Raw genomic sequence first — 25,804 nt, forward strand, 5'->3', positions numbered from 1 at the left:
GACCCGAAAAAAGCGGGAGAACGACTCCTCTCGGCGGGAGCGGGTCGATCTGCCGCAATTTTCGCGACGCGGGGCCCCTCAGACCATGGACAGCACGACCCCGGGCTCGGCCAGGATCGCACCGATGTCTGCCAGGAACGTCGCGGCCTGCTGCCCGTCGACCACGCGATGGTCGAACGAGAGGCTCAGCGTGAGCACGCTGCGCAGGGCGATCTCGCCGTCGTGCTCCCACGGTCGGCGCGAGATCGCCCCGAGCGCGAGGATCGCCGCCTCGCCAGGGACGAGTATCGGCGTGCCGGCGTCGACCCCGAAGACTCCGACGTTGCTGATGGTGATGGTGCCTCCGCGCAGGGCGGCCGGCGTGGTGGTTCCGGCCCGCGCCGACTCGCTGAGCGCCGCGAGCGCGTTCGCGAGTCGATCGAGCGTCAGCTCGTTGGCCGCCGGCACGACGGGCACGATGAGACCCCGGTCGGTGGCCGCCGCGATGCCGAGGTTCACGGTGCGCCACTGCACGATCTCGGCCGCCGACTCGTCCCAGCGGGCGTTGATCTCGGGAGTGCGGGTGACCGCGATGCACAGCGCCTTCGCCACGACCGCGAGGATGCCCGGGCGGGCGCCCTCGCGCGCCCTGGCGCGCACGACCTCGAGCAGCTCGACCGTCGGCGTGACGTCGACCGTGAGGAACACGGTCGCCTGCGGTGCGGTGAACGCGCTCGCGACCATCGCCTCGGCCGTGCGGCGGCGGACCCCGGAGATCGGGATGCGCGTCTCGTCCGGCGCGGTGTGCGCGGCGGGTGCCGGAGCGTGCGGACCGGGAGAGGGACGGGCGGATGCCTCGGCCGACGCCCCCGCCCGCAGCACGTCGTCGCGCGTGATCATGCCGCGCTCCCCCGTGCCGCGCACGAGCTCGAGCCGCACTCCCAGGTCTGCCGCGAGCTTGCGCACAGGCGGCGTGCTCAGCGGGCGTTCGGCCGGCCGGGTCGCGGCGTCGGGCTCGACCGGGACGGGGGCGACCGGCGCGGGGCCGGCAGCCGCGAGGGTCGCGGGCGCGGCAGGCTCGGCGCCAGTGGCGGCGGGCGCCTCCCGTTCGAGCAGCGCGCCGCGCGTCTTGCGCTGCGGGCGGCTCCCGCCCTCGACCGGCGGGCCGTAGCCGACGAGCACCGCGTTGCGGGCCGGGGGTTCCGACGCCGAGTATCCGGCCGCATCCGCCACCTCGATCGCCACGATCGGCGAGCCGACCCGCACCACGACCCCGGGCTGCACGAGCAGCCGCGACACGGTGCCAGCCCACGGGCTCGGCAGCTGCACGAGGGCCTTCGCGGTCTCCACCTCGGCGATGACCTGGTTGAGCTCGACAGTGTCGCCCTCCGCGACCTCCCACGAGACGAGCTCCGACTCCGTCAGTCCCTCGCCGAGGTCGGGCATCGCGAACTCGCGCACGCTCACGCGGTGACTCCGAGGCTCGAGAGCGAGTTGGTGCGGCCCATCACGCGGTCGACCGCGTCGAGGATGCGGTCGAGGTCGGGCAGGAAGTGCCGTTCGAGCTTCGCCGCCGGATACGGGGTGTCGAAACCGGTGACCCGCACGGGCGGCGCCTCGAGGTGGAAGAAACAACGCTCGGTGATGCTGGCCGCGACCTCGGCGCCGACGCCGCCGAAGTGCTGCGCCTCGTGGGCCACGACGAGGCGCCCGGTCTTGCGCACCGAGGCCTCGACGGTGTCGAAGTCGACGGGCGACAGGGAACGCAGGTCGATGACCTCGATCGAGACGCCGTCGTCGTGGGCGGCGAGGGCGGCGTCGTGGGCCGTGGTGACCAGCGGGCCGTACGCGACGAGTGTGACGTCGGCGCCCTCCCGCACGATGTGCGCGCTGCCGAGCGGCGGGGCGACCGCGTCCTCGTCGACCTCGCCGGTGGCCCAGTAGCGGCGCTTCGGCTCGAAGAACAGCACGGGGTCGTCGCTCGCGATCGCCTGCCGCACCATGCCGTAGGCGTCCTGCGGGTTCGAGCAGCTGACCACCCGTAGCCCCGACGTGTGGGTGAAGTAGGCCTCTGGCGACTCGGAGTGGTGCTCGACCGCCCCGATGCCACCGCCGAAGGGCACGCGGATCGTGATCGGAACCCGTACGTTGCCCGCCGTTCGGTAGTGCAGCTTCGCGACCTGGGCGACGATCTGGTCGAAGCCCGGGTAGATGAAGCCGTCGAACTGGATCTCGCACACCGGCCGGAAGCCGCGGAAGGCGAGACCGACCGCGGTGCCGATGATCGCCGACTCGGCGAGCGGGGCGTCGATGACGCGGCGCACCCCGAAGTCGGCCTGCAGTCCGTCGGTGACCCGGAATACGCCGCCGAGCTTGCCGATGTCCTCGCCGAGCAGCACGACGCGGTCGTCGCTCTCGAGGGCGCGGCGCAGCCCCAGGTTGATGGCCTTGGCCAGGGTGAGCTCGGTCACGACGCACCCCCTTCGAACATCGACAGGTAGGCGGAGTACTCCCGCTTCTGCCGCTCGAGCCCGCTGTGCGGCTCGGCGTAGACGTTGTCGAACACGGTCAGGGCCTCGGGCTCCGGCAGGGCGAGACAGGCGCGCCTCAGCTCGGCTGCCGCGCCATCCGCCGACCGCTTCACCGACTCCCGCAGCTCGTCGGTCAGCAGCCCGAGTGAGTCGAGGTGCCGTTCGAGCCGGTCGATGGGGTCTTTCGCCGCCCACTCGGCGCGTTCGACCGGGTCGACGTAGCGCCCGGGATCGTCGGAGGTGGTGTGCGGCCCCATGCGGTAGGTGACCGCCTCGATGAACGTCGGGCCGCCCCCGGTGCGGGCGCGGTCGAGGGCGATGCGCATCACCGCCATCACGGCGAGCACGTCGTTGCCGTCGACGCGGAGGCTGGGGATGCCGTAGGCGGGCGCCCGGTCGGCGATCGGCCTCGTGGCCTGCAGGCCGACCGGTTCGGAGATCGCCCAATGGTTGTTCTGGCAGAAGAAGATCACCGGCACGTGGAAGCTCGCCGCGTAGACCATCGCCTCGGCGACGTCTCCCTGGCTCGTGGCGCCGTCGCCGAAGTAGGCCACGGCGACCGAGTCGGCGCCGTCGATCGCGCAGCCGAGCGCGTAGCCCGTGGCGTGCAGCGTCTGCGCGCCGATGATCACCGCGGGCGTGGCCATGCCGACGTCGTAGGGGTTCCAGCCGCTCAGCGCGGTGCCCCGCCAGACGGGCATCAGCTCGGCGATCGCGACCCCGCGGCAGTAGGCGACGCCGTTCTCGCGGTAGCTGGTGAAGACGAAGTCGTCGCGGCGCAGTGCCCGGGCGGACCCGACCTGCGCGGCCTCCTGACCGAGCAGCGGCGGCCAGAGCCCGAGCTCGCCCTGACGTTGCAGCGCCGTGGCCTCGACGTCGAGGCGACGGATGACGCTGAGATCGTCGTAGAGGGCCGCGAGAGCCGCGCCGTCGATGTCGGCCACCCAGGGATCGAGATCGGGGTGGGCGACGCGGTTGCCGTCGGGAGGCAGCAGCTGCAGGAGGGCGTCGGGGGCGGTCACCGTGCTGGTGAGGTCGTCTAGCTGTTCGAGAGAACGCAACATTGTTTGCTCCGTAACAGGGCGGGGCGCGCGCACTCTCGTGAAGTCCGGGCACCGTCGCCAGAATTTGTCTCAGGCTACGGCGCGACGCGGCGGAGTACAAGCATCCTGTGTTTCGCCATGTGGGTCGCCCGTCCCACTAAGGTCTCACTAACACCCGACGAAGGAGTCTCGGCATGCCCGCACCCGAAACCGCGCAGTCCTCGCACGCCATCGTGATCGGGGCGGGGCTCGCCGGCCTCGTCGCGACCGCCGAGCTGGTGGCGGCAGGCAAGACCGTGACGGTTCTCGAGCAGGAGTCCGAGGCGAATCTCGGCGGTCAGGCGTGGTGGTCGTTCGGCGGCCTCTTCCTCGTCGATACCCCGGAGCAGCGGCGCATGGGCGTCAAGGACTCGCTCGAGCTGGCGCGCCAGGACTGGTTCGGCGCCGCGGGGTTCGACCGTCCGGAAGACGCGTGGGGCAGGCAGTGGGCCGAGTCGTACCTGCAGTTCGCGGCCGGCGAGAAGCGGGCCTGGCTGAAGGAACGCGGCGTCGGATTCTTCCCCGTGGTCGGCTGGGCCGAGCGCGGAGGCTACGGCGCCAACGGCCACGGCAACTCCGTGCCGCGGTTCCACATCACCTGGGGCACCGGACCGGGGGTCGTCGCGCCCTTCGCCCGGGCGGTGCGGGAGGGCGTCGACCGCGGTCTCGTCACCCTCAAGTTCCGCCACCGTGTCGACGGGCTCATCGTGCAGAACGGCGAGGTCGTCGGCGCACGCGGCGCGGTCCTCGCCCCCGATGCCGCCGTACGCGGCGCCGCATCCGCCCGCACGGTGGTCGGCGACTTCGAACAGTACGCGGGCGCGACCATCGTCACCAGCGGCGGGATCGGCGGCAATCACGACATGGTGCGCGCCCAGTGGCCCCAGCGTCTCGGCACTCCCCCGAAGCACATGCTGAGCGGCGTGCCCGCCCACGTCGACGGCCGTATGCTCGGCATCAGCGAGGAGGCGGGCGCGAACCTCGTCAACGGCGACCGCATGTGGCACTACGTCGAGGGCATCACCAACTACGACCCCGTCTGGGCCAGGCACGGAATCCGCATCCTCCCCGGTCCGTCGAGCCTGTGGCTGGATGCCTCGGGCCGGCGCCTGCCGGTGCCGCTGTTTCCCGGGTTCGACACCCTCGGCACCCTCGCGCACATCCAGTCGACGGGCTACGAGCACTCGTGGTTCGTTCTCACGCAGAAGATCATCGAGAAGGAGTTCGCCCTCTCCGGCAGCGAGCAGAACCCGGATCTGACCGGCAAAGACGTCAGGCTCCTCGCCCGCCGGGTGCTGCCAGGCGCCCCGGGCCCGGTCGAGGCGTTCAAGGAGAAGGGGGTCGACTTCGTCGTCGCCGAGACCCTGGGCGAGCTGGTGAAGGGCATGCAGAGGCTGAGCCCGGATGTCGCGATCGACGCGGCCCTCGTTCGCCGCGAGGTCGAGGGGCGCGACCGCCAGCTCGACAACGACTTCTCCAAGGACGCGCAGATCACGGCGATCCGCCAGGCCCGCCACTACCGGGGCGACAAGCTCATCCGGGTCGCCGCTCCGCACAAGCTGCTCGATCCGGAGGCGGGCCCGCTCATCGCCGTCAAGCTGCACGTGCTCACCCGCAAGAGCCTCGGCGGCATCGAGACGAACCTCGACGGGCAGGTGCTGCGTGCGGGAGGCGAGCCGGTCCCCGGCCTCTACGCCGCCGGCGAGGCGAGCGGGTTCGGCGGTGGCGGCATCCACGGCTACCGCTCGCTCGAGGGTACCTTCCTCGGCGGCTGCATCTACACCGGGCGGCAGGCGGCGCGGGCTGTGGCCCGCGGTTGAGTGGATCGGTAAACTCTGTATCGACCCGAGGGAGCCTCATGACAAACGACAACTCGACCACGCCCGCCGCCGGCTGGTACCCGGACCCCGCCGGCACCCCTCGCACCCGCTGGTGGGACGGCACACGCTGGACCGAGAACTACTCCGCGCCTGCGGCTCAGACGGCGGCGACCCCGTGGTCGACACCGAGCGGCCCCGGCAGCCAGGCGCCGGCAGTCGCCGGCAGCGCGCAATCCGCGTATCCCGCCATGCAGCCGTACGGCGCGGCTCCCGCGCTGAAGGCCCCAGAGGGCACCTCGCCGTCGACGCCGTTCATCTGGCTGCTGGCGGTGCTGCCCATCGTCACGCTCGCGCTGTCGGTAGTCCAGCTCGCCACGATCGACTCTCTCGTCGAGAGCGCCCTCGCCGACAGCGGCTCCTCGTTCACGCCGCTCGACATAACCAATTACGGTGTATCGCTGCTCATCGCCGCCGCGACCGTGATTCTCGCCTTCCTCGACGCGCGCGCCCTCGCCGCCCGGGGGGTGCCGCGCCCCTTCCACTGGGCCTGGTCATTCTTCGCGCTGCTGGGCGCTCCCGTCTACATGATCGGCCGCAGCGTCGTCGTGCGACGCCGGGTGGGCTCGGGCCTGGCTCCGATGTTCGTGAACCTGTCGCTCATCCTCGTCGGCTTCATCATCGGCATCGTGGCGGCGGTCATGGTCACGACGCGCATCTTCGAGTCGATCCCCGGCCTCTAGGGCGTTCCCGGAGGTTCGTCTCGGTTGGGTATGCTGCGTGCACTCACGACCCCTGGAGCGCAGCATGCACGCCACCGAAGTACGCAACCTCGACAGCACCGTGATGGCGCGGCTGCGGGCGGCGCTGCCCGTGCTCGGACCGAGCGAGCGTCGTGTGGCGCAGGTGATCCTCGCCCGCCCGGCCGCGGTGACGGAGTGGTCGACCGCCGAGCTCGCCCAGGCTGCCGCGACCTCGCCCGCGACGGTCGTGCGCGCGTGTCAGACGCTCGGCTTCCGCGGGTTCCAGCACCTGCGGCTGGAGATCGCCCGCGCCGCGCCGAGCGACCGGGAGGAGGGCGCCGCGGCGCATCCGCTCACCAGGATCTTCTCGGATGCCGCGGACGCGATCACGATCGGCCGTGACAGCGTCGACGTCGCGAGCATCGATGCCGCGGTCGACGCGCTCGCCGGAGCCCGCCGACTCGTGCTCGTCGGCACCGGGTTCTCGGCGCCGCCGCTGCAGGACGCGGCCATGCGGTTCGCCACGGTGGGCCGCCCCGTCGAGGCGCCGAGCGACGTGCTCGGTCAGCAGTTCGCCGCGCACTCTCTCACCGCCGACGACGTGTGCCTCACGGTCAGCTACTCGGGGGCGAACACCCACACGCTGAGCGCCTGCCGCGCCGCCAAGGAGGGCGGGGCCACCGTCATCGCCGTCACGAGCTTCGCCCGGTCGCCGCTCACGCTGCTCGCCGACATCTCGCTCGTGACGGGACCGCTCACCCGGGCGCACGACATCGACCCGTTCCTCAGCCGGCTGAGCCACCTGCTCGTGCTGCACACGCTGCACTCTGCGCTGTTCGACCGAAGCTCGAGCTCCGACGTCGCCCACATGCGCGAGGTCGTCGCTGAGGCGCTCGTCAGCGACGAGTAGCCGCGCGCCGCGCGGTCCGTGCGCGCCCCGCGCCGCCGTCCCGCCTGCGCGCCGCCGTCCCGCCTGCGCGCCGCCGTACCGTCCGCGCGCCGCCCGGTCAGCCGATCCCGCCGCCCGCGAGAGTGCACTTGTGCCCCGTCTCGCGCGTCGAAATGGGGCACAAGTGCACTTCCGACGACCCGGACGTGCCTTCCCGCGACCTGACTGGCCAATTGGTGCGGTCTCGACGGCCAGCAAGCCGCCACAGCTGGCCAGCCAACGCGCCGGCGCACGGGCCGGCCCGCCCGCGACGACTGCGACCACCGAACGCGAGGTTGGCGCCGCGTTTCGCGGCAGGTCGTCGGCCGTCTACCCTTCGTTCACCTCGCCCGCACATCCTGATTCTCGTAACCGCGTTTCATAACTCATGAAACGGTGAAACGAGATCCGGGTAGGTCATGTCGGGCATCACCATCGAGGGCACGTACAACGCCCGCTGGGCAACCCCCGGCCCCGAGTCGACGCCGTGGCTCGCTCGCGCCGCCGCGCTCGACGAGGTCGGCGACGCCGGACGGGCGCAGCTGGCCGAGCTGGGCATCTCCCTCGTGCTCGACCTGCGCGAAGACGGCGAGCTCGCGGCGAACACCGAGCCGCGGCACGGGGTGCCTGTCGCCCACGTCGCCCTCTACCGGCTTCCCGACGGCCCGCCCGCCTCCGGCAGCCTCGAGCAGGTCTACGGATTCCTCCTGACCGAGCGCGGCGCGGCCCTCACCGAGGCCGTCGCCGCCATCGCCGACTCCGGCGGCCCCGTACTCGTCCACTGCACCGCGGGCAAGGACCGCACCGGACTCGTCGTCGCCCTCGCCCTGCTCGCCGCCGGCCACGACGAGGCACACGTCGTCGCCGACTACGCGCTCTCCACCGGCGTCGTGCGCGACCGGCGCGAGCAGATCGCCGTGGAGACGCTGCGGCCGATGGGCCTCGACGCCGACGCCCACGCGGCTTCCCTGCGCCTCCACCTCGACAGCCCAGCAGAGGCGATGCTGCACGCTTTGCGCACGGTCAGCGCGCTGGGCGGAGCCGAGGCGTACCTCATCCGCCACGGGCTGCGGGCCGAACAACTGCAGGCGCTGCGCCGAACTCTCGGGCGGCCGAGCGATGACTGAGCACTCCAAGTTCACGATCGTGCACCTCAGCGACGTGCACGCGACGATCGGCGAGCTGCTCTACGGGCAGGTCGACGGCGTCGCCCGGCTCGAGCAGGTCGGCGACTACGTGGCCGCGGCCGGCGTCACGCCCGAGGCGGTCGTCGTCACGGGCGACCTGGCGCAGCGCGGTCACTCCGCCGCCTACCCGGCGGTCAACGCCGCGTTGCGGGCGCTCGGCGAGAAAGTCGGCGCACCGGTGTTCACCACTCTCGGCAACCACGACGACGCCCGCGCCGCCCGCGTGCTCGACGGCCACGGCCCGAGCCACTACCGGGTCGTCACGGTCGGCGAGACGCGCATCGTGCTGCTCGACACCAGCACCGGCGCCATCGACGACGAGCAGCTCGACTGGCTGCGCTCGACCGTCGCCGAGCCGTTCGGCGCGGGTACCGTCATCGCACTGCACCACGCACCAGTACCCTCGCCGCTGCCCACCCTGTCGAAGATCGGCCTGCGCGACCCGGAGGGGTTCGCCGCCGCCATCGAGGGCTCCGACGCGCGGCTCATCCTCGCCGGCCACTACCACCACCCGATGACCGCTCTCTTCCACGGCCTCCCCGTCGCTGTCGGGCCCTCGCTCGCCTACCACCAGATCATGAACGCCGGTCCGGAGACCGTCAGCGGCCACGACCTCGCCATGTTCTCGCTCGTCCAGATCACGGCCGACCAGGTGAGCACCGCGCCGGTCAGCCTGCAGTCGCCGAGCCCCCTCTTCTCGACTCCCGTCCCCACCACCGCATCCGCACTACAACCACAAAGGACACCATGAACCGCAAGCACTACGTCGCAACGGCCGCCACTTTCGTGGCCCTCGGCCTCGTCCTCACCGGCTGCACGGCCGCAGAGCCCGCCCCCGCCGAAGACACCGCGACGACCGTCACGCAGCTCGACGCCGCCGCCATCACGGTCTACACGTCGGAGCCGCAGGAGAAGATCGATGCGATCGTCGCCGCCTACAACGAGGAGCAGCCGAACGTCACCGTCGAGGTCTTCCGCGCCGGAACCGGCGACCTCACCGCCCGCATCGAGGCCGAGCGCACCTCCGGCGACGTGCAGGCCGACGTTCTTCTCGCGGCCGACTCCGCCACGTTCGAGGCCTACGCCTCCGACGACCTGCTGCTGGCCTACACCCCGGCCGACGTCGAGTCGCTGAACCAGGACGTCGTCGACCCCGAGGGCTTCTACACGGGAACCCGCATCATCCCCACGGTCATCGCCTACAACACCACGGCCATCGACACCCCGCCCACCTCGTGGCACGACCTGACCGACTCGGAGTACGCCGGCAAGATCACGATGCCGAACCCCGACGTCTCGGGAGCAGCCGCCTACAACGCGGCCGTGTGGATGAACACCGACGACCTCGGCGAGGCCTGGCTCGAAGACCTCGCGGCGAACAAGCCGGTCATCGCCGACAGCAACGGACCCGTCTCCCAGGCGGTCGCCGCCGGCACGCAGCCGGTCGGGATCGTCGTCGACTACCTCGTGCGCGAGCTCAAGGCCGCCGGCTCGCCGATCGACGTCGCCTACCCGACCGAGGGCGTGCCGTACGTGTCGCAGCCGGTCGGCATCTTCGCCAGCACCGACGCGCAGGAGGCGTCGGAGTCGTTCGTCGACTTCCTCGTCAGCGAGGCCGGCCAGACCCTCGCCGTCGAGCAGTCGTACCTGCCGGTGCGCAGCGACGTCGGCACCCCCGACGGCGCCCCGTCGATGGACGACATCACGATCCTCTCGCCCGACCTCGACCTGATCGCCGACACGAAGACCGCGGCCGTGGCCAGGTTCAACGAGCTCTTCCAGTAATGAGCCCCTCCCCCACCGCACGCGTCGCGGGCCCGGTCGTCACCGACCGGGCCCGCGCCCCGCGTTCCCCACGGGGCAGTACGAGACGCGCCGGCCGCCCCGACGGGGTAGACGCCGTGCGCATCGCGCTGTGGCTCGTCGTCGCGGCGGTCGTGCTGCTTCCCCTCGGCGCGATCGTCTGGCTCGCGGCATCCGACAATCACCTGCCCCTGCTGCTCGGCGGCGACATCGCCGAAGCCGGGCTGAACAGCCTCGTCTCGTCGGTCTCCTCGGCGATCGGCGCGGTCGTCGTGGGCACGGCCCTCGCCCTGCTTCTCGACCGCACCGACCTGCGCGGCCGCCGCGTGCTGCGCCTGTTCGCGCTCACCCCGCTGCTGGTGCCGCCGTTCGTCGGCGCGATCGCGTGGATCGGCATCGCCGGCCCCACCGGCTCGGCCAACGCGCTCTGGACCCAGTGGTTCGGCGCACCGCTGTGGAACATCTACGGCGCCGACGGCGTCATCTTCCTGCTCACGGTGCACTCCTACCCGGTCGCGTACATCATCGTCTCCGCGGCGCTGCGCCGTATCCCGTCCGACCTCGAACAGGCGGCGCGGATCAGCGGCGCCTCGGCCATCCGCGCTGTGCTCACCATCACCGTGCCGCTGCTGCGCCCCGCGATCCTCTCGGCGTTCACCCTCGTCGCCGTGGGCAACCTCGCCGACTTCGGCATCCCGTCGATCATCGGGCTGCCGGAGCGTTACGTCACGCTGTCGACTCTCATCTACCGGTATATCCAGTCGGGCACTGTGGAGTCGCCGCTCGAGGTGATCGCGACGATCGGCGTGGTGCTGCTCGTCGTCGCTGCCGCCGCCATGGTGATCGACATGCTCGTCTCCCGCTCGCGCTGGGAGCTCGACGCCTCCGCGTCGTCGGGGCAGATCCTCCCGCTCGGCGTGGCTCGCCTGCCGCTGACCCTGGTCGCCTGGGCCGGCGTGCTCGCGATCACCCTCCTCCCGCTCAGCGCGCTGCTCACCCAGTCGCTGCTGCCGGCGCCGGGAGTGCCCCTCGCCTGGGAGAATCTCACCCTCGACAACATCGTGCGCGCCACGACCGCCCCCGCCACCGTCACCGGGGCGGTCAACTCGGTCGTGCTCTCCGTGCTCGCCGGAATCATCTGCGCCGTGATCGGGCTCGCCATCGGCACGCTGGTCACCCGCACGGCGGCGCGCTCGAACACGGCGCTGCGCACCGTGGCCATGCTGCCGCAGGCGATCCCCGGGCTCGTCATCGCCGTCGGCTGGCTGATCATCGCGCCGCGCATCGGGCTGTTCAACACACCGTGGCTCATCCTCTGCGCCTACGTGATGGCGTTCGTCGCCATCGTGGTTCAGTCGGTGAGCGCACCGCTGCGGTCGACGCCCATGACCGCGGAGGAGGCCGCCCGTATCTCGGGCGCGAGCCGGCTGCGAGCCCTGTTCGACATCTCCTGGCGGATGGCGCTTCCCGCGGCGATCTCCGGTGGCACCCTCGTCGTGCTCACCGCCGTGCGCGAGCTCACGATCTCGGTGCTGCTGCTCGCACCGGGCGCGCAGACGCTCGGGGTGTCTATCTTCTCTCTGCAGCAGGCCGGCGCCTACAACGCGGCGTCGGCCCTCTCGCTCATCATCACCCTCGTCGGCCTCGCCGGCCTCGGCCTCGCCGCCCGCCGGGCGCGCTGACCTCCACGAAAGGCATCTCCCCGTGTCATCCGTCACCCTCTCCGACGTCGGTCTCACCTATCCCGACGGCACCGTCGGTCTCTCCGGCATCGACCTCGCGATCGCCGACGGCGAGTTCGTCGCCCTCGTCGGGCCGTCCGGCTCGGGCAAGACGACCCTGCTGCGCGCCATCGCCGGGTTCCTGCGCCCGACGAGCGGGTCGATCCACCTCGGCGACTCGCTCGTCGCCGACGCGTCGACGCTCGTCGCGCCGGAGAAGCGCGAGCTCGGCATGGTGTTCCAGCAGCACGCCGTGTGGCCGCACTGGAGTGTCGAGCGCAACATCGCCTACCCGCTGCGGCTCGCCGGCGTACCGAAGGTCGAGCGTCGCGCCCGCGTCGACGAGGTGATGGCGCTCGTCGGCCTCGAGGGGTTCGAGAAGCGCAACCCGACCACGCTCTCGGGGGGCCAGCGCCAGCGGGTCGCCCTCGCGCGGGCGATCGTCGGCCGTCCGCGCGTGCTGCTGCTCGACGAGGCGCTCTCGGCCCTCGACGAGCCGCTACGCGACAAGCTGCGGCTCGAGCTGCAGACGCTCACCCGCTCGATCGGACTGACCGTCGTGCACGTCACCCACGACCGCGACGAGGCGCTCGCGCTCGCCGACCGTGTCGTCGTGCTCGACGCCGGCCGCATCCAGCAGGTCGGCACCCCGCCAGAGCTCGTCAGCTCGCCGGTCTCCCCCTCCGTGGCGACGTTCCTGTCCGACGCCACGATCTTCACCGGCCGGCTGCTCGCCGACGTGTTCAGCGCAGCCGGGCACGAGTGCCGGGTCGACGCCGCGCTGCTCGAGGGCGGCGGCTCCGACGGCGACGGGTCGATCGCGGTTCTGCCAGAAGACGTCACCCTGACGCCGGGCGCCGGCGCCGTCGTCATGTCGTCGCTGTACGGGCGGGGAGGCAACGACGTGGTCGTCGACTGGAAGGGCATCGCGGTGCGCTGCCGGGTGTCCGGCCGCCGCCCGCTCGTCGGAGAGAGCGTCGACGTGCGCATCGCCCGGGCGATGTTCTACCCGTCCCGCCTTCCGGCAGCCGCCGACGCGCACGACAGGGCCGCCGCGGGCCGGCTTCAGGGCTAGGCGGCGGACTGGGCGATGACCGGGGTCGTGGCCAGCATGCCCAGCATGTAGTCGAAGAAACGCTCGCCGTCGACGGTCTCGATGGCGGTGACGTTGTTGTCGTCCGACGCCCAGTCGAACACCGTGGCGCCGCGCGTCAGCGTGCCCTGCGTCTCGACCTCGAGGCGGTAGCGGCGCTCGGCCGTCGACAGGCTGCGGTCGAGCGCGAGCAGCACCGAGAGCGAGTCGCAGTGCGACGAGCCGGCGAGACCCACAGCGGTGTCGAAGTCGAACGTGGCCTGGTTCGCGCGCACAAAGAAGCGCGAGAGCGGGGTGTCGAGGGCGGCGATGCGGTCGATGCGGCCCTGGTCGAACAGCGCGTCGGTGATGGTGAGCGGGTCCCAGCTGATCACGACGACGTCGGAGAACCCGGCCGAGAAGACGATGTCAGCGGCCTCCGGATCGACATAGATGTTGTACTCGGCGGCAGGAGTGATGTTGCCGCGGGCGTTGATCGAGCCGCCCATGACGAAGAGGCTGCCCACGTTCGACACGAACTCCGGGTCTTTCTGCACCGCGAGGGCGAGGTTCGTCAACGGGCCGATGGCCACGATGCGCAGCTCCCCCTTGTGCTCGCGGGCGAGACGGATCATCGCGTCGACCGCGTGCTCTGCGGATGCCTCGTGGCCGTCGTCGGGGCGCTTCAAGCCGCCCACGCCGTCGCCGTGCACGTCTTCTGCGCTGAGCCACGGGCGGACGAGCGGGTCACGGGCGCCGAGGTGCACGGGAACCTGCCCGAGGCGGCCGGCGAGCCCCACGGTGAGGAACGCGTTGTCGACCTGCTGGTCGAATCCGACGTTTCCGGCGACCATCGTGATGGCGAGGAGGTCGGCGCGGGGGTCGAGCAGCCCGACCAGCAGCGCGAAGCAGTCGTCGGCGGCGGTGTCGGTGTCAATGAGGAGGGGAATCGGCACGGAGAGTCTTTCTGGGGTGGGGCAGGGCAACGCGCAAGATTACCATTCGGCTCCGGGTCCCCCTAATTGCCGACTCGGGCGTACCCCGAAATCAGGGGTTCATTCGACCGGAGGGATCGAGGCGAGGCTCAGCTCCACGTCCGTCGAAGCGAACTCGACCGGGACGCTCAGTGACGATCGCAGCGCGCGGGTGGCGGACGCGACATCCACCGCGAGCTGTTCGTCGCCCGTGTAGAGCGTCACCACGAACGCGCTGTTGCGCGGGTTCGACTCGACGCTGAAATTGGTTTCCGCGTCGACGTGTGCAAGCACGGCCTTGCTGATCCTCGTCATCTCGTCCTCGAGCGCGAGTTGAGGGCGGCCGACGCCCGTCACGACGTCGAAATCGATGCCGGTGGCCTCCAGCCTGTCGATCGCGGCATCCGGCGCCGCCCCTGCGAACGCGACGGTGAATCCGGTGGCGGTGAACTCCGAGTAGGCGAAGTCGTCGGGGAAGTCACGACTGATCGCGTAGAGAGCGTCGGCCGCCGGACCCTGCGCCTCCCCTCGAGCGCCCTCGTCCGCGAAGACCTCGGTGGGCTGGATCGGCGTCGCGGCGACGACGGCGATGACGGTGACGGTGACGGTGGCGATGACCGACCTCACCGGCAATGCTCCTGGTAACCATTGCGCAACGCGCATCGCACCCTCCGTACATGCCAGCATGACAACGACTCAGCACCACGGTACAGGTCGGGGTGCAGCCTGTCAGCGCGCGAGGGTCCAGGCTCGACGCTTGGCGAGCACGTGCCCGCGCTTCGTGGTGAGGCGGGTCCACGGCCCGGTCTCGAAGATCTGCACCGATTCCTCGCTGCCGAGGAACCCGAGGCTGAGGGCAGCGAACCCGGCACCGGCCGGCACGTGCTCGAGCCCGGGAATGGGCCGTCCCCACACCTGCGAACGCACCTTGTGCACGATCTGCTCGCCGGTTCCGGTCGGTATGGCGGTGGCCACCTCGTCGATGCCCGCGCGCGCAACGCCGTCGAGCACTCCGCTCGACGTCGCGGGCAGGGGGCTCCAGCCGCCGCGCGGCGGAGAGATGGCCGCCCACGACACGGTGTGCACCTGCATCGGCAGGTTCACGGTGACTGGAGCCGAGACATCCGTCACCTCGTTCTTGCGGTTGGTGAGCCGCTGCAGCAGCGAGCCGACCGGCACGACGGCGTCGAAGGTCTCCTTTTCGGGCAGCGAGAAGGTGCGCAGTCCGAGCACCGTGGGGCTCTCGTCGAGCAGCCCCGAAGGATAGAACACGGCGACGTAGACGGCGAGTACTCCCGCCCCGGCGATCAGGCGCACGGAGCCGTCCTCGACGCGGCCCGCGCGGCTCAGGTAGGTGCTGAGGTCGTCGAGGGCGAGGGAATCCTGGAGGGTGAATGCTTGACTCATCTGCGTTCTAAACTACAGGGCATGAGCGACCCCGTGAGCGGACTGTTGACCGCACTCGACCTGACCGACACCCACGCGCGCACCAGCGAGGACATTTTCACCGGGCCGAGCCAGCCGCAGCCGCTCGGCCGCGTGTTCGGCGGTCAGGTTCTCGCCCAGTCGCTCGTGGCCGCGATGCGCACCATCAGCAAGGACCGCTTCGTGCACTCGATGCACGGCTACTTCCTGCGCCCGGGAGACGCGGAGCAGCCCATCACCTTCTCGGTCGACCGCATCCACGACGGCCGGTCGTTCTCCACCCGGCGCACGCAGGCCTACCAGAACGGGCTGCCGATCCTTTCGATGATCGCCTCGTTCCAGAGCGACGACGAGGGACTCGACCACCAGTTCGAGATGCCGACCGGGCTGCCGGAGCCGGAGTCGCTGCCGAGCGCAGCCGAGACGCTCGCCGGCGTCGACCACCCGATCGCCGAGAACTGGGCGAGCGCACGGGCCTTCGACATGCGGCACATCCCCTCCCCCGTGTACTTCACGGTCGAGGGCGAGCACGTTCCCCATCAGGCCGTGTGGCTCAAGGCGAAGTCGGCGTTGCCCGACGACGAGAACCTGCACCGCGCCGCCCTGGCCTACGCGAGCGACTACTCGATTCTCGAACCGATCATGCGCGGCCACGGCGTCGCCTGGGGAACCCCCGGGCTCAAGGCCGCGAGCCTCGACCACGCCATGTGGTTCCACCGCTTCGGACGCGTCGACGAGTGGATGCTCTACGTGCAGGAGTCGCCCACCGCCGTCGGCGGACGCGGCCTCTCGCTCGGCCGGATCTACTCGCGCGACGGCGTGCTGCTGGCAAGCGTTGCGCAAGAGGGCATGGTGCGAGTACCGTCGCGCTGACTCGGGAATATCTCCACGGGTCCATTGTTGATAAGAGTAATCAACAAGAAAGCTGGTGGGCCATGCACGTACGTAATTCGCTCAAGTCGCTCAAGAAGGCACCCGGGTCGCAGGTTGTCCGCCGTCGCGGACGTACGTTCGTGATCAACAGCAACAACCCGCGCATGAAGGCGCGTCAGGGCTAGTCCTCACGCACCTCAAGTGCCCGCCACTTGACCTCGGCCCGCCGTTTGCGAAAACGGCGGGCCTTCCGGATTTAAGGGGTCTCCGCCGCGGCCGGGGAGACCGCGCGCTCGTCGGCGATCGACGAGCGCGCCACGAGACCGGAGAGGCCGGCTCGACTGCGAGTGAGGGGCACAGCGACGAACGCCGCCACGAGGAGCAGGTTCGCGAGGAGTTCGGCCGCCGCGGACACCGGCAGCGTGAGCCGCGAGACGCAGACCAGCAGCCCGTAGAGCCCTCCCACGCTCGCGGCCCGGAGGACCCGGCGCACCACCGACGAGGGCTGCGACAAGTGAGGTGTCAGCCAGACCGCCGTCTGGCCGAGTGAGGCGCCCGTCGGGCGCATCGCGGGCAAGATGAAGACAAGCAGGGCCGGCACGAGCGAGCCCAGGACCACCTCGAACGCGTCCGGCACACGGGGGACGTCTCGCCTGACAGCGATCAGCACGAGGCGGTATGCCACGGTGAGCGTTCCCCCGATCACCGTGAACAGCGCCAGGTCGATCGCCATCCCGAGCCACCGGCGCCACACCGTGATCGGTCGCGGGGTGCCGCGGGCGGCGCGCAATGCCCGCTCCCGAGGCATCCACGCGAGGACGACCGGGCCGAGCAGGCCGCCGATGAGCGCCCCGAGCGTGTTGGTCATGACGTCGTCGACGTCGGCAAGCCGGTACGCGCAGGAGTAGACGCCCCAGAGCGCGGTGTACTGGGTGGCTTCGATGAGCACCGACATCGCCAGGCCAGCCGCGACGGTGACCCCGAGCCGGCGAGAGAAGAAGCCGCGCACGATCACTCCGAGCGGCACGAAGAGCACGACGTTGAACACCACCTGCAGTGTCACCGGGCTGAGGAGCGTACCGAGGACGCCGTCGCCGGCCGTCTCCCTGGCGATATCAGAGACGAAGTGGAAGGGAACCAGCTGGATGCTCGGTTCGCACACCTTGTCCGTGGACGTCGGCAACGGAACGAGGGTGTAGGCGGCCAACGTCGTCAGGTAGACGCTGACGGCGGCGGCACCGAGCAGCCGGAACCCGGTGAAGCGCCCGTACAAGCGGTACTGCACCGCGACTATCGGAAAGAACAGGAGGGCGAAGAGGCCGACCCCGAACAGTATTCCTATCTCTGCCGACCAGGTCCAGACGCCCATATCCCGACATTAGAGGATTGCGCATCTTCCTCGCTGCGTATTGATCGGGATCAAGGCCGGATCTCGCGACCGAGCGAGTCGGTGTTCGGGGTTACGGCCGCTTGGTGAACGCGACCGGCTCCTCGACGTAGGGCTCCCACGCCGCGCGCTGCTCGTCGGTCATGCGTTGCGGCCGCCCCGTCGCCAGCTCCACCATCACAAGGGTCGTCGTCGCGCGCGTGTACAGCGCCCGCGGCTCCATGCCCTCGGGCGAGTAGACCTCGTAGCTGATCTCGAGGCTCGCGCCGCCGAGACGGCCGATCCACAGCTCCACGTCGAGCGGCTGGCGCATGTACGGGATCGGCAGCAGGTACTCGATCTCCTGCCGCGCGATCAAGGCGACCACCTTCGCGCCGGGGCGCGCATCCAGAATCGCCATCGCCGAGTCGCCCCGGCCGTCGTCGTTCACCCAGAACGCCTGGATGCGCGCCTCCTCCAACAGGCGGAACATCTCCGCATTGTTGACGTGCGCGTAGGCGTCGAAGTCTGACCAGCGGAGGCTGATCGGAACGGTGAGCCGCATTGTCCGGGCGCTCTAGTCGCGCGAGAGCTTGCGGTAGACCGAGCTGTTGGGCTTGGCCGCGTCGGCTCCGAGGCGCTGGATCTTGTTCTCCTCGTACGACTCGAAGTTGCCCTCGAACCAGTACCAGTTCGACGGGTCCTCCGCCGTTCCCTCGTAGGCGAGGATGTGGGTCGCGATGCGGTCGAGGAACCACCTGTCGTGAGTGATCACCACCGCGCAGCCGGGGAACTCGAGCAGCGCGTTCTCGAGCGAGCCGAGGGTCTCCACGTCGAGGTCGTTGGTCGGTTCGTCGAGCAGCAGGAGGTTTCCGCCCTGCTTGAGGGTGAGCGCGAGGTTGAGACGGTTGCGCTCTCCACCGGAGAGCACGCCGGCCTTCTTCTGCTGGTCGGGACCCTTGAAGCCGAACTGCGACACGTAGCCGCGTGACGGGATCTCGGTCTTGCCGACCTGGATGTAGTCCTGGCCGTCGGAGACGACCTCCCACAGGGTCTTGTTCGGGTCGATGCCGCCGCGGTTCTGGTCGACGTACGAGATGTCGACGGTGTCGCCGATCTTGAGGTCGCCGGAGTCGAGCGGCTCGAGGCCGACGATCGTCTTGAACAGCGTCGTCTTACCGACACCGTTCGGGCCGATGACGCCGACGATGCCGTTGCGCGGGAGGGTGAAGCTGAGGCCGTCGATGAGCACGCGGTCGTCGAAGCTCTTCTTGAGGTTCTTCGCGTCGATGACCTGCGCGCCGAGGCGGGGTCCCACGGGGATCACGAGCTCTTCGAAGTCGAGCTTCCTCGTCTTCTCCGCCTCGTTCGCCATCTCCTCGTAACGCGCGAGTCGCGCCTTCGACTTGACCTGGCGGCCCTTGGCGTTGCTGCGCACCCACTCGAGCTCCGACGAGAGACGCTTCGCGAGCTTTGCGTCCTTCTTGCCCTGGACGGTGAGGCGTTCCTGCTTCTTCTCGAGGTAGGTCGAGTAGTTGCCCTCGTAGGGGTAGAGCTTGCCGCGGTCGACCTCGGCGATCCACTCGGCGACGTGGTCGAGGAAGTACCTGTCGTGAGTGACGGCGAGCACGGCGCCCGGGTATTTGGCGAGGTGCTGCTCGAGCCAGAGAACACTCTCGGCGTCGAGGTGGTTGGTGGGCTCGTCGAGCAGCAGCAGGTCGGGCTTCTGCAGCAGGAGCTTGGTGAGCGCGACGCGTCGCTTCTCACCACCGGAGAGGCTGTGCACGGGGTAGTCGCCGGGCGGCGTGCGGAGTGCGCTCATCGCCTGCTCGAGCTGGGAGTCGAGGTCCCAGGCGTCTGCGGCGTCGATGTCTTCCTGCAGGGTGCCCATCTCGGCGAGCAGGGCGTCGAAGTCGGCGTCGGGCTCGGCCATCTCGAGTCCGATCGCCGCGTGACGGTCGACCTTCGCCTTGATCTCGCCGACGCCCTCCTGCACGTTCTCGAGAACCGTCTTGGTCTCGTCGAGCTCGGGCTCCTGCATGAGGATTCCGACGCTGTAGCCGGGGCTCAGCCGCGCCTCGCCGTTGCTGGGCGTATCGAGCCCGGCCATGATCTTGAGAATGGTTGACTTACCGGCACCATTCGGGCCGACGATGCCGATTTTGGCACCGGGAAAGAACGACATGGTGACGTCATCGAGGATCAGCTTCTCGCCGACCGCTTTGCGGGCGCGCACCATCGTGTAAATAAATTCGGCCATAGGACCATTCTACGTAGGGCTCAGCGGGTGCCCATGCTCGGGCCTTCTCAGAAGTCGATGGCGCGGGTCGCGCCGACGAGACACTTGCCCGTGCCGAGCAGCGGCTCGGCGATCGCGTTGTAGCCGGCCGCCCCGGTCTGGCCGACGAGGCAGCTTCCGTTGATGCGCACGGAGAACTGGATCGCCTCGGCCGCCTCCGACCCGACCGTGGTGTCGGGAGTGAGCTCCATGTCGGCCTTGACGAAGCCCGCCGCGACGAGGTTCTCGACGAGCTGCTGCCCGTTCGGCGTCGGCACTGTCGCCAGCAGACGACCGTTGACGAAGTCGAAGTAGGCGAGATTCGCTTCGGAGTCGCCGGCCGGATCCAGCACGGGATCGGGCGCCGCGGTCGGCGTGGGGCTCGCACTCCGAGACGCGCTCGGCTTCGGTTTGTCGGCGGCGGGCGCCGAGCACGCGGCGAGCCCGGAGACGAGCGCCACGGCGGCCACTACCGCGAGAAACCCCGCGCGCGAACGGCGGATGCGGTTGCTGGCCATCAGGAATCCCCTTCGACGGTCGGCGGTCGCGTTCCGTACCCTCGGATTCTACGATGGCGCGCTGTGCGCTCCCGCACTCGGCGCCCGATCAGAACGGAGCGGCCACCTCGGAGTCGTCCTCGGCCGCATCCGGGAACGACGACGGCTCGAAGTCCGCTTGCGACGGGAACTCGTCGGCCGCGCCGGTGGGCTGCGTCTCCGCCGCCTCGCTGGACGCCGCGGATGTGGATCGGACGCGGGTGAAGCTCGTCGTTCCCCACGTGAGGTCGTGACCGACGGCATCCGCCTCGATCTCGACGTTCGTTCCCGACTTCTCGCCCGCCTCCCAGTCGCGCACCTTCAGCCTGCCGGTCACGACGACGCGGTCGCCCTTCACGACCGAGGCCGCGACGTTGAGAGCCAGCTGACGGAACGTCGTCACGGTGTACCAGTTGGTCTCGCCGTCGACCCAGCGGTCGCGGCCCCGGTCGAACCTGCGCTGGTTCGACGCGACGCGGAACGAGGTGATCTTGAGGTCGCCCGCGGCGGTGATGGGGTTCGGCGGAGTGGCGACGAAGCCGCTGATGGCGATGGTGTCGGACATGGGATCTCCTCTGGTCGGTGGCGGATGGGGCGAACCCCGCGGAAACGCTCGTGCCGGGACGGCCTCCGCGGGATCCGCTTCGTCGAGCATGCCGACCGGACGCGACGAAAAGGGCCGACTCCCTCCATAGGTGGAGAGAACCGGCCCTTCGTCGCCTGGTGAGGAGGGGAGGTTAGTGCTCCCTGAATTCGGGCCAGTCGGTTCCCGGCACGAGAGCGGCGTGCAACGCGCTCTTCGCCACTTCGAGGTTCGGATAGACAGCCCGCTCCTGCGTGTCGTTCACGAGCTTGAAGGTGTAGCCGCCTTCGCCCCCGGTGATCCAGCCGATGGTGCCCGCCGGGCCCATCGCCACCCAGGTGTGACGGGTCAATGTGGTGTCGCTCATCGTCGAGCTCCTTTTCTACGCCGTCGAGATCCGCGGCGCGATTCAACGATAGGACCCGCGTTTGACCAGTACAAGGGATCGGAAATTCCCTACGAGGCGAGTACGTACTCCGCGTACGACTTGCGGATCTTGTTGACCTTGGGGAGCGCCACGGCCATGCAGTAGCCCTGACCGGGATTCTTGGCGAAGAAGTCCTGGTGGTAGTCCTCGGCCCGGTAGTACTCGCCGAGAGGCTCGATCGTCGTGACGATGTCGCCGTCCCAGTACTCGGCGGCGCGGTCGCGTGCGGCCTCGAAGGCCTGCTTCTGCGCGTCATCCGAATAGAACATCGCAGAGCGGTACTGGGTGCCGACGTCGGCGCCCTGCCGGTTGAGCTGGCGCGGGTCGTGCAGGCTGAAGAAGACGTCGAGGATGACGCTGTCGGGGATGACTGCCGGATCGAAGGTGACTGCTACGGCCTCGGCGTGTCCGGTCGTCCCGGTGCAGACCGCCTCGTACGACGGGAACACCGTGCTCCCGCCGGTGTAGCCGGAGACCACGTCGGTGACGCCCTTGAGCGTGCGGTAGACGGCGTCGAGACACCAGAAGCACCCGCCGGCGATGACAAATGTGTGCATAGCAAGATTCCTGTCCATGGCTGTCGAGGGCGGAACGCTACCGTCCGTCCTCCTGTCACAACGCCATCACGGTCGGCGCAATTCCTCGACTGACCATAGGCTGGGAGCATGCCTTATAACGCCGATGAAGCCCGTTACAACGACGTCGAATACAAGAGAGTCGGCAACAGCGGCCTGAAGATCCCCGCCGTTTCGCTCGGTCTCTGGAACAACTTCGGCAACGACAAGCCCCTCGAGAACCAGCGCGCGATTCTGCGTCGGGCGTTCGACCTCGGAGTGACTCATTTCGACCTCGCCAATAACTACGGCCCGCCCGCGGGAAGCGCCGAATCCAACTTCGGACGCATCCTCGCCGAAGACTTCCGTCCCTACCGCGACGAGCTGATCATCTCGTCGAAGGCCGGCTACGAGATGTGGGACGGCCCATACGGCGAGTGGGGCTCGCGGAAGAACCTGCTCGCATCTCTCGATCAGAGCCTGAACCGCCTCGGCCTCGACTACGTCGACATCTTCTACTCCCACCGCCCCGATCCCGAGACCCCGATCGAGGAGACCATGGGAGCGCTCGCCACCGCGGTCACCTCCGGCAGGGCGCTCTACGTCGGTGTGTCGAACTACAGCCCCGAGCAGACGCTCGCCGCGCAGAAGGCTCTGGCGGTGCACGGAATCCCGCTCACAATCCACCAGCCGCGCTACAACATGTTCGACCGTCACATCGAGAACGGGCTCTTCCCTGTTCTCGACGAGATCGGCGCGGGCAGCATCGTCTTCTCGTCGCTCGCACAGGGACTGCTGACCGACCGTTACATGCAGGGTGTCGTGCCCGACGGGTCGCGTGCGAGCGAGGGCCGCTGGCTGAAGCCCGGTGCCATCAGCGACACCTACCTCCAGCGCGTCCGCGGCCTCAACGAGATCGCGGAGGGTCGCGGCCAGACCCTGGCCCAGATGGCACTGACCTGGGTTCTGCGCCACCCGCAGGTGACCTCCGCGCTCATCGGCGCCTCGAGCGTCGGACAACTGGAAGACAGCCTCCAGGCGCGCGACGCTTCGCCGCTCTCGGCCGAGGAGATCGCCGCGATCGAGCCCTTCGCGGTCGACGGCACGCAGCTGCGCTAGCCGGACCGCAGCTCAGGACCGCACTCCCGACACGTCGTGGGTGCGGTTCCTTTTTGCCCGCCCGCTGATGTCGGTGGCCGCTTCTACCCTGACGGAGTCACCCGATCGCGGTGGCATCCACCGAGGCCAGCAGCGGGAGACATCCATGACAGTTCTCGACTTCGCAACGACGATCGACGGCCGCTCGAAGGCGGGCGCGGGCAGCCGCACCCGAGGCATCACCGCCGTGCAGCTCAACGACTCGCTGTGGCGGGTGGTGCGGCCTGACGGCGAGGTGGTCGGCTACATCGAACGGTTCGACGAGAGCCGCGGCATCCGCTACCGGGCGAAGCGTCTCATCGTGCGGCAGCAGCGGTTCGTCTCCGTCGGCGAGTTCTGGGGCATGGATGACGCGCTGGAGTGCTTTCGGCTCGGCTGATCCCCGACCCGACCACCCTCGAAAGCGGGGTTTCCCCGACACGCGACAGCCTCGCGGATATACGCCGATCGCGGCGTATGGTTCCTCCCATGCAGTGGTGGAATGATTTCTTGGACTGGTTCAACTCGACCGAGGGCATGCGGGTCATAACGACCGCGGTCCTCCCCTTCATCGCGATAATCATCGCCGGTGTGGTCGCGGCGCTCGTGGCTCGCAGCGCGATCACGCGACTCCTCGCCAAGCAGGATCGCGCCCATCGAGCCTCCGCAGTCGAGGCGCTCATCGCCGTGGGCGAGAAGGCGTCACAGTGGAGCGGCCTCTCCAACCAGACCCGCGAGCACTTCGAGGCACAGGCGAGTGTCGCGAGCATCCGCGTGCGCCTCGTGCCCGCGCCCGGTGCCGCCATGGCCAGCGCCTGGGCCGAGTACCAGCTCGCCGAGATCAAGCGCAACTCCGCCAACTTCAGCGTGCAGGCCGACCAGGGGTTCGCCGAGTACCGCGACCGCCTCATCGAGTGGCACCACCGCCCCGCCCGCGCCCGAAAGCTCTTCGTACAAGACCTCGACCGTTTCCGTCTCGAGAGCGCGAGCGACGACACCGACCTGATCGAACGCCAGCGTCGCTGGAAGGCGGAGCAGTCGGCCCCGGCCACGGTCGCGACGCCGGCCGCCGCGCCCGCCCAGGCGCCCACTCGTCCCGGCGCATCCGCCGCACCGAAGTTCGAGGCCTCCGTCGCCCAGCCGACCACGCCCATCGTGCCGGCCGCATCGACCCGCAACTTCTCCCCGACGACCAGTTCTGCGACGACCCCGTCAGGCTCGACAGCGGGCTCGCCGCTGGGCTCCACGGCCGCGGGCTCGAACGAGGTCATCGAGGCGACGATCGACGACGACGCGAAGGCGGAGCCGAGCCGCACCGTCTGACGTAGCGAACGGAGAAGGGGGCTCGCCGGACGGCGGGCCCCCTTCTCCGTTCGCTTTTCGTCATTTTGCTGGCGGCCTGTCGGAGGCCCGACCTAGGCTCGGGGCATGACTCACGGCATCGTCCCCCCGTACCTCCTCGCCCGCATCGCCGAACTCGACGACGAGCGGTTCGCGGTCGCCGCAGAGGCGGCGCGGCGGGCACTGCGCCACGAGGCACCGTTCCGGGCGGCACGGCTGAGCTTCAGCCTCGACGAGTCAGACAACCTCGTCGTCGAGGTAGGCGCGGGACCCAACCGCACGATCGCCGACGCCGGTCATCTCGAGGAGCTGCCGGGCACGGTGGTTCGGTCGGAGGGCGATGAGCCTACCGGCGACGACGCCGTAGACGAGGCCTACGACGGGCTCGGCGCGACGTTCGCGCTGTTCTCCGAGGTCTACCAGCGCAACTCGATCGACGGAGCCGGCCACCCCCTCGACGCCACCGTGCACTTCGGCACCCAGTACGACAACGCGTTCTGGAACGGCGAGCGCATGGTGTTCGGCGACGGCGACGGCGAGATCTTCAGGCGGTTCACCGCCTCGCCCTCCGTGATCGGACACGAGCTCACCCACGGCATCACGCAGTACACGGCGGCCCTCGAGTATCAGGGGCAGTCGGGCGCGCTCAACGAGTCGATCTCCGATGTCTTCGGCGCGCTCGTCGAGCAGTACTCGCTCGACCAGACCGTCGACGAGGCGACCTGGCTCATCGGCGAAGGGCTCTTCACCGACGAGGTCGAGGGGTCGGCACTGCGCTCTCTCAAGGCCCCCGGCACCGCCTACGACGACGACGTGCTCGGCAAAGACCCTCAGCCCGGCACCTTCGCCGACTACGTGGAGACGGAAGACGACAACGGCGGCGTGCACATCAACTCCGGCATCCCGAACCGGGCGTTCTACCTCGTCGCGGAGGCGCTCGGAGGCAACGCCTGGGAGCGGGCCGGCCAGATCTGGTACGACACCCTGAGCCTCCCGCTCGATCCCAAGTCGACCTTCGTCGAGTTCGCCGAAGCGACCCTCAGCGCGGCCGTGACGCGCTACGGTGAATCATCGCCCGAAGCCGCCGCGGTTCGCGCCGGCTGGACGGGCGTGGGCGTGGAGATGAGCTCGGATGACGGACGCGCGGCCTGACACACTGACGATCCTGGTCGTGCGCAGCGGCGGGTTCGCCGGACTCAGCCGCGAATGGCGGGTGAGATCGGACGACCATCCGGAGGTCGACTGGGTGCGGCTCGTCGAGGCGTGCCCGTGGGACGCGGTATCTCCCCCCGACCACTCGCGCGATCAGTTCGTCTGGCGGATCGAGGCGCACGCGCCGGTGAAGAGACGGCGGGCGACCCTGCCCGACTCCCGTGTGCGCGGCGCCTGGCGCAGCCTCGTCGACCAGGTCAAGGCCGTCAACGCGAAGCCCTCGACGGAGAGGTGA

General features: G+C 69.7%; 28 protein-coding genes. 15 read left to right on the plus strand and 13 right to left on the minus strand.

The annotated features are described in order from the left end of the window. Nucleotides 1–78 precede the first annotated feature (78 nt). Genes ABIE21_RS06670 through pdhA form a run of 3 tightly spaced genes read right to left on the minus strand, consistent with a single transcriptional unit; the run spans nucleotide 79 to nucleotide 3,574 of the window. A complete protein-coding gene (locus ABIE21_RS06670) occupies nucleotides 79–1,446 on the minus strand; it encodes a dihydrolipoamide acetyltransferase family protein (RefSeq protein WP_354023991.1) in 1,368 nt (455 codons plus the stop codon). Further along, complete coding sequence (locus tag ABIE21_RS06675) at nucleotides 1,443–2,450, minus strand: alpha-ketoacid dehydrogenase subunit beta (protein WP_354023992.1); 1,008 nt, start codon at nucleotides 2,448–2,450, stop codon at nucleotides 1,443–1,445. Before ABIE21_RS06675 ends, ABIE21_RS06670 begins: the two co-directional genes overlap by 4 nt. Continuing rightward, nucleotides 2,447–3,574 carry a pyruvate dehydrogenase (acetyl-transferring) E1 component subunit alpha gene (gene pdhA / locus ABIE21_RS06680; RefSeq protein ID WP_354023993.1) on the minus strand — a complete coding sequence of 376 codons (1,128 nt, stop codon included), beginning with the start codon at nucleotides 3,572–3,574 and terminating at the stop codon, nucleotides 2,447–2,449. Before pdhA ends, ABIE21_RS06675 begins: the two co-directional genes overlap by 4 nt. A 173-nt stretch (nucleotides 3,575–3,747) precedes the next feature. On the opposite strand from pdhA, the gene ABIE21_RS06685 reads away from it, so the two are divergent. From ABIE21_RS06685 to ABIE21_RS06720, 8 genes are all read left to right on the plus strand, one after another. Continuing rightward, nucleotides 3,748–5,412, plus strand: coding sequence for an FAD-binding dehydrogenase (locus ABIE21_RS06685; protein ID WP_354023994.1), 1,665 nt, complete (start codon nucleotides 3,748–3,750; stop codon nucleotides 5,410–5,412). Between the two features lie 38 nt (nucleotides 5,413–5,450). After that, nucleotides 5,451–6,152 (plus strand): DUF2510 domain-containing protein, encoded by a 702-nt coding sequence (locus ABIE21_RS06690; protein ID WP_354023995.1) that lies wholly within the window; start codon nucleotides 5,451–5,453, stop codon nucleotides 6,150–6,152. A 64-nt stretch (nucleotides 6,153–6,216) separates the two neighbouring features. Next, nucleotides 6,217–7,062: a MurR/RpiR family transcriptional regulator gene (locus tag ABIE21_RS06695; protein ID WP_354023996.1), complete on the plus strand. Its 846-nt coding sequence runs from the start codon at nucleotides 6,217–6,219 to the stop codon at nucleotides 7,060–7,062. 437 nt (nucleotides 7,063–7,499) lie between these two features. After that, nucleotides 7,500–8,207, plus strand: a complete 708-nt coding sequence (locus tag ABIE21_RS06700; protein ID WP_354023997.1) for a tyrosine-protein phosphatase — start codon at nucleotides 7,500–7,502, stop codon at nucleotides 8,205–8,207. Continuing rightward, a complete protein-coding gene (locus ABIE21_RS06705; RefSeq protein ID WP_354023998.1) occupies nucleotides 8,200–9,018 on the plus strand; it encodes a metallophosphoesterase in 819 nt (272 codons plus the stop codon). Before ABIE21_RS06700 ends, ABIE21_RS06705 begins: the two co-directional genes overlap by 8 nt. Beyond that, nucleotides 9,015–10,052, plus strand: a complete 1,038-nt coding sequence (locus ABIE21_RS06710) for an ABC transporter substrate-binding protein (RefSeq protein WP_354023999.1) — start codon at nucleotides 9,015–9,017, stop codon at nucleotides 10,050–10,052. Before ABIE21_RS06705 ends, ABIE21_RS06710 begins: the two co-directional genes overlap by 4 nt. Continuing rightward, nucleotides 10,052–11,752, plus strand: coding sequence for an ABC transporter permease (locus ABIE21_RS06715; protein ID WP_354024000.1), 1,701 nt, complete (start codon nucleotides 10,052–10,054; stop codon nucleotides 11,750–11,752). Before ABIE21_RS06710 ends, ABIE21_RS06715 begins: the two co-directional genes overlap by 1 nt. A gap of 22 nt (nucleotides 11,753–11,774) precedes the next feature. Next, the gene (locus tag ABIE21_RS06720) at nucleotides 11,775–12,866 is read left to right on the plus strand and encodes an ABC transporter ATP-binding protein (protein WP_354024001.1); all 1,092 of its coding nucleotides are present in this window, start codon (nucleotides 11,775–11,777) and stop codon (nucleotides 12,864–12,866) included. Here the strand turns inward: ABIE21_RS06720 and ABIE21_RS06725 are convergent. The 3 genes from ABIE21_RS06725 to ABIE21_RS06735 form a co-directional block, all read right to left on the minus strand. After that, a complete protein-coding gene (locus ABIE21_RS06725; protein WP_354024002.1) occupies nucleotides 12,863–13,819 on the minus strand; it encodes a nucleoside hydrolase in 957 nt (318 codons plus the stop codon). The genes ABIE21_RS06720 and ABIE21_RS06725 overlap by 4 nt on opposite strands. A gap of 99 nt (nucleotides 13,820–13,918) precedes the next feature. Continuing rightward, nucleotides 13,919–14,464, minus strand: coding sequence for a hypothetical protein (locus tag ABIE21_RS06730; protein WP_354024003.1), 546 nt, complete (start codon nucleotides 14,462–14,464; stop codon nucleotides 13,919–13,921). Between the two features lie 102 nt (nucleotides 14,465–14,566). After that, entirely contained in the window at nucleotides 14,567–15,244 is a 678-nt protein-coding gene (locus ABIE21_RS06735; RefSeq protein ID WP_354024004.1) for a hypothetical protein, read from the minus strand. 21 nt (nucleotides 15,245–15,265) lie between these two features. Here ABIE21_RS06735 and ABIE21_RS06740 point away from each other — a divergent pair, with 21 nt between their 5' ends. Together ABIE21_RS06740 and ykgO are read left to right on the plus strand one after the other, a co-directional pair. Continuing rightward, nucleotides 15,266–16,135, plus strand: a complete 870-nt coding sequence (locus ABIE21_RS06740) for an acyl-CoA thioesterase (protein WP_354024005.1) — start codon at nucleotides 15,266–15,268, stop codon at nucleotides 16,133–16,135. Nucleotides 16,136–16,197: 62 nt separating this feature from the next. Next, nucleotides 16,198–16,320, plus strand: a complete 123-nt coding sequence (ykgO, locus tag ABIE21_RS06745; RefSeq protein WP_354024006.1) for a type B 50S ribosomal protein L36 — start codon at nucleotides 16,198–16,200, stop codon at nucleotides 16,318–16,320. Nucleotides 16,321–16,391: 71 nt separating this feature from the next. On the opposite strand, the gene ABIE21_RS06750 is transcribed toward ykgO, so the two are convergent. The 7 genes from ABIE21_RS06750 to msrA form a co-directional block, all read right to left on the minus strand. Continuing rightward, nucleotides 16,392–17,504, minus strand: a complete 1,113-nt coding sequence (locus tag ABIE21_RS06750) for a VanZ family protein (protein ID WP_354024007.1) — start codon at nucleotides 17,502–17,504, stop codon at nucleotides 16,392–16,394. 91 nt (nucleotides 17,505–17,595) lie between these two features. Continuing rightward, a complete protein-coding gene (locus ABIE21_RS06755; RefSeq protein ID WP_354024008.1) occupies nucleotides 17,596–18,066 on the minus strand; it encodes an acyl-CoA thioesterase in 471 nt (156 codons plus the stop codon). Nucleotides 18,067–18,078: 12 nt separating this feature from the next. After that, nucleotides 18,079–19,761 (minus strand): energy-dependent translational throttle protein EttA, encoded by a 1,683-nt coding sequence (ettA, locus tag ABIE21_RS06760; protein ID WP_354024009.1) that lies wholly within the window; start codon nucleotides 19,759–19,761, stop codon nucleotides 18,079–18,081. Between the two features lie 47 nt (nucleotides 19,762–19,808). Then, entirely contained in the window at nucleotides 19,809–20,297 is a 489-nt protein-coding gene (locus ABIE21_RS06765; protein WP_354024010.1) for a DUF6993 domain-containing protein, read from the minus strand. An 88-nt stretch (nucleotides 20,298–20,385) separates the two neighbouring features. Then, nucleotides 20,386–20,880 carry a single-stranded DNA-binding protein gene (locus ABIE21_RS06770; RefSeq protein WP_354024011.1) on the minus strand — a complete coding sequence of 165 codons (495 nt, stop codon included), beginning with the start codon at nucleotides 20,878–20,880 and terminating at the stop codon, nucleotides 20,386–20,388. A gap of 172 nt (nucleotides 20,881–21,052) precedes the next feature. Then, nucleotides 21,053–21,265: a methyltransferase gene (locus ABIE21_RS06775; RefSeq protein ID WP_354024012.1), complete on the minus strand. Its 213-nt coding sequence runs from the start codon at nucleotides 21,263–21,265 to the stop codon at nucleotides 21,053–21,055. 89 nt (nucleotides 21,266–21,354) lie between these two features. After that, on the minus strand, nucleotides 21,355–21,882 hold the full coding sequence (gene msrA, locus ABIE21_RS06780) for a peptide-methionine (S)-S-oxide reductase MsrA (RefSeq protein ID WP_354024013.1): 528 nt from the start codon (nucleotides 21,880–21,882) through the stop codon (nucleotides 21,355–21,357). A gap of 108 nt (nucleotides 21,883–21,990) precedes the next feature. On the opposite strand from msrA, the gene ABIE21_RS06785 reads away from it, so the two are divergent. From ABIE21_RS06785 to ABIE21_RS06805, 5 genes are all read left to right on the plus strand, one after another. Further along, nucleotides 21,991–22,998 carry an aldo/keto reductase gene (locus ABIE21_RS06785; protein ID WP_354024014.1) on the plus strand — a complete coding sequence of 336 codons (1,008 nt, stop codon included), beginning with the start codon at nucleotides 21,991–21,993 and terminating at the stop codon, nucleotides 22,996–22,998. A gap of 145 nt (nucleotides 22,999–23,143) precedes the next feature. Beyond that, complete coding sequence (locus ABIE21_RS06790; protein WP_354024015.1) at nucleotides 23,144–23,416, plus strand: hypothetical protein; 273 nt, start codon at nucleotides 23,144–23,146, stop codon at nucleotides 23,414–23,416. 89 nt (nucleotides 23,417–23,505) lie between these two features. Further along, complete coding sequence (locus tag ABIE21_RS06795) at nucleotides 23,506–24,339, plus strand: hypothetical protein (RefSeq protein WP_354024016.1); 834 nt, start codon at nucleotides 23,506–23,508, stop codon at nucleotides 24,337–24,339. Between the two features lie 105 nt (nucleotides 24,340–24,444). Next, on the plus strand, nucleotides 24,445–25,509 hold the full coding sequence (locus ABIE21_RS06800) for a M4 family metallopeptidase (protein ID WP_354024017.1): 1,065 nt from the start codon (nucleotides 24,445–24,447) through the stop codon (nucleotides 25,507–25,509). Beyond that, nucleotides 25,490–25,804, plus strand: a complete 315-nt coding sequence (locus ABIE21_RS06805; RefSeq protein ID WP_354024018.1) for a protealysin inhibitor emfourin — start codon at nucleotides 25,490–25,492, stop codon at nucleotides 25,802–25,804. The genes ABIE21_RS06800 and ABIE21_RS06805 overlap by 20 nt, the downstream gene beginning before the upstream one ends.

The organism is Conyzicola nivalis (assembly GCF_040548875.1).
In the GTDB taxonomy this organism is placed as follows: Bacteria; Actinomycetota; Actinomycetes; order Actinomycetales; family Microbacteriaceae; genus Conyzicola; species Conyzicola nivalis_A.

What these genes read in the sequence shown, in the direction of transcription:
- ABIE21_RS06800 (WP_354024017.1), top strand. Translation starts at nt 24,445, where the DNA reads ATGACTCACGGCATCGTCCCCCCGTACCTCCTCGCCCGCATCGCCGAA.
- ABIE21_RS06805 (WP_354024018.1), top strand. Translation starts at nt 25,490, where the DNA reads ATGACGGACGCGCGGCCTGACACACTGACGATCCTGGTCGTGCGCAGC.
- ABIE21_RS06710 (WP_354023999.1), top strand. Translation starts at nt 9,015, where the DNA reads ATGAACCGCAAGCACTACGTCGCAACGGCCGCCACTTTCGTGGCCCTC.
- ABIE21_RS06735 (WP_354024004.1), bottom strand. Translation starts at nt 15,244, where the DNA reads ATGAGTCAAGCATTCACCCTCCAGGATTCCCTCGCCCTCGACGACCTC.
- ABIE21_RS06795 (WP_354024016.1), top strand. Translation starts at nt 23,506, where the DNA reads ATGCAGTGGTGGAATGATTTCTTGGACTGGTTCAACTCGACCGAGGGC.
- ABIE21_RS06770 (WP_354024011.1), bottom strand. Translation starts at nt 20,880, where the DNA reads ATGTCCGACACCATCGCCATCAGCGGCTTCGTCGCCACTCCGCCGAAC.
- ABIE21_RS06705 (WP_354023998.1), top strand. Translation starts at nt 8,200, where the DNA reads ATGACTGAGCACTCCAAGTTCACGATCGTGCACCTCAGCGACGTGCAC.
- ABIE21_RS06755 (WP_354024008.1), bottom strand. Translation starts at nt 18,066, where the DNA reads ATGCGGCTCACCGTTCCGATCAGCCTCCGCTGGTCAGACTTCGACGCC.
- ettA (WP_354024009.1), bottom strand. Translation starts at nt 19,761, where the DNA reads ATGGCCGAATTTATTTACACGATGGTGCGCGCCCGCAAAGCGGTCGGC.
- ABIE21_RS06690 (WP_354023995.1), top strand. Translation starts at nt 5,451, where the DNA reads ATGACAAACGACAACTCGACCACGCCCGCCGCCGGCTGGTACCCGGAC.
- pdhA (WP_354023993.1), bottom strand. Translation starts at nt 3,574, where the DNA reads ATGTTGCGTTCTCTCGAACAGCTAGACGACCTCACCAGCACGGTGACC.
- ABIE21_RS06740 (WP_354024005.1), top strand. Translation starts at nt 15,266, where the DNA reads ATGAGCGACCCCGTGAGCGGACTGTTGACCGCACTCGACCTGACCGAC.
- ABIE21_RS06765 (WP_354024010.1), bottom strand. Translation starts at nt 20,297, where the DNA reads ATGGCCAGCAACCGCATCCGCCGTTCGCGCGCGGGGTTTCTCGCGGTA.
- msrA (WP_354024013.1), bottom strand. Translation starts at nt 21,882, where the DNA reads ATGCACACATTTGTCATCGCCGGCGGGTGCTTCTGGTGTCTCGACGCC.
- ABIE21_RS06750 (WP_354024007.1), bottom strand. Translation starts at nt 17,504, where the DNA reads ATGGGCGTCTGGACCTGGTCGGCAGAGATAGGAATACTGTTCGGGGTC.
- ABIE21_RS06695 (WP_354023996.1), top strand. Translation starts at nt 6,217, where the DNA reads ATGCACGCCACCGAAGTACGCAACCTCGACAGCACCGTGATGGCGCGG.
- ABIE21_RS06785 (WP_354024014.1), top strand. Translation starts at nt 21,991, where the DNA reads ATGCCTTATAACGCCGATGAAGCCCGTTACAACGACGTCGAATACAAG.
- ABIE21_RS06685 (WP_354023994.1), top strand. Translation starts at nt 3,748, where the DNA reads ATGCCCGCACCCGAAACCGCGCAGTCCTCGCACGCCATCGTGATCGGG.
- ABIE21_RS06715 (WP_354024000.1), top strand. Translation starts at nt 10,052, where the DNA reads ATGAGCCCCTCCCCCACCGCACGCGTCGCGGGCCCGGTCGTCACCGAC.
- ABIE21_RS06775 (WP_354024012.1), bottom strand. Translation starts at nt 21,265, where the DNA reads ATGAGCGACACCACATTGACCCGTCACACCTGGGTGGCGATGGGCCCG.
- ABIE21_RS06700 (WP_354023997.1), top strand. Translation starts at nt 7,500, where the DNA reads ATGTCGGGCATCACCATCGAGGGCACGTACAACGCCCGCTGGGCAACC.
- ABIE21_RS06790 (WP_354024015.1), top strand. Translation starts at nt 23,144, where the DNA reads ATGACAGTTCTCGACTTCGCAACGACGATCGACGGCCGCTCGAAGGCG.
- ykgO (WP_354024006.1), top strand. Translation starts at nt 16,198, where the DNA reads ATGCACGTACGTAATTCGCTCAAGTCGCTCAAGAAGGCACCCGGGTCG.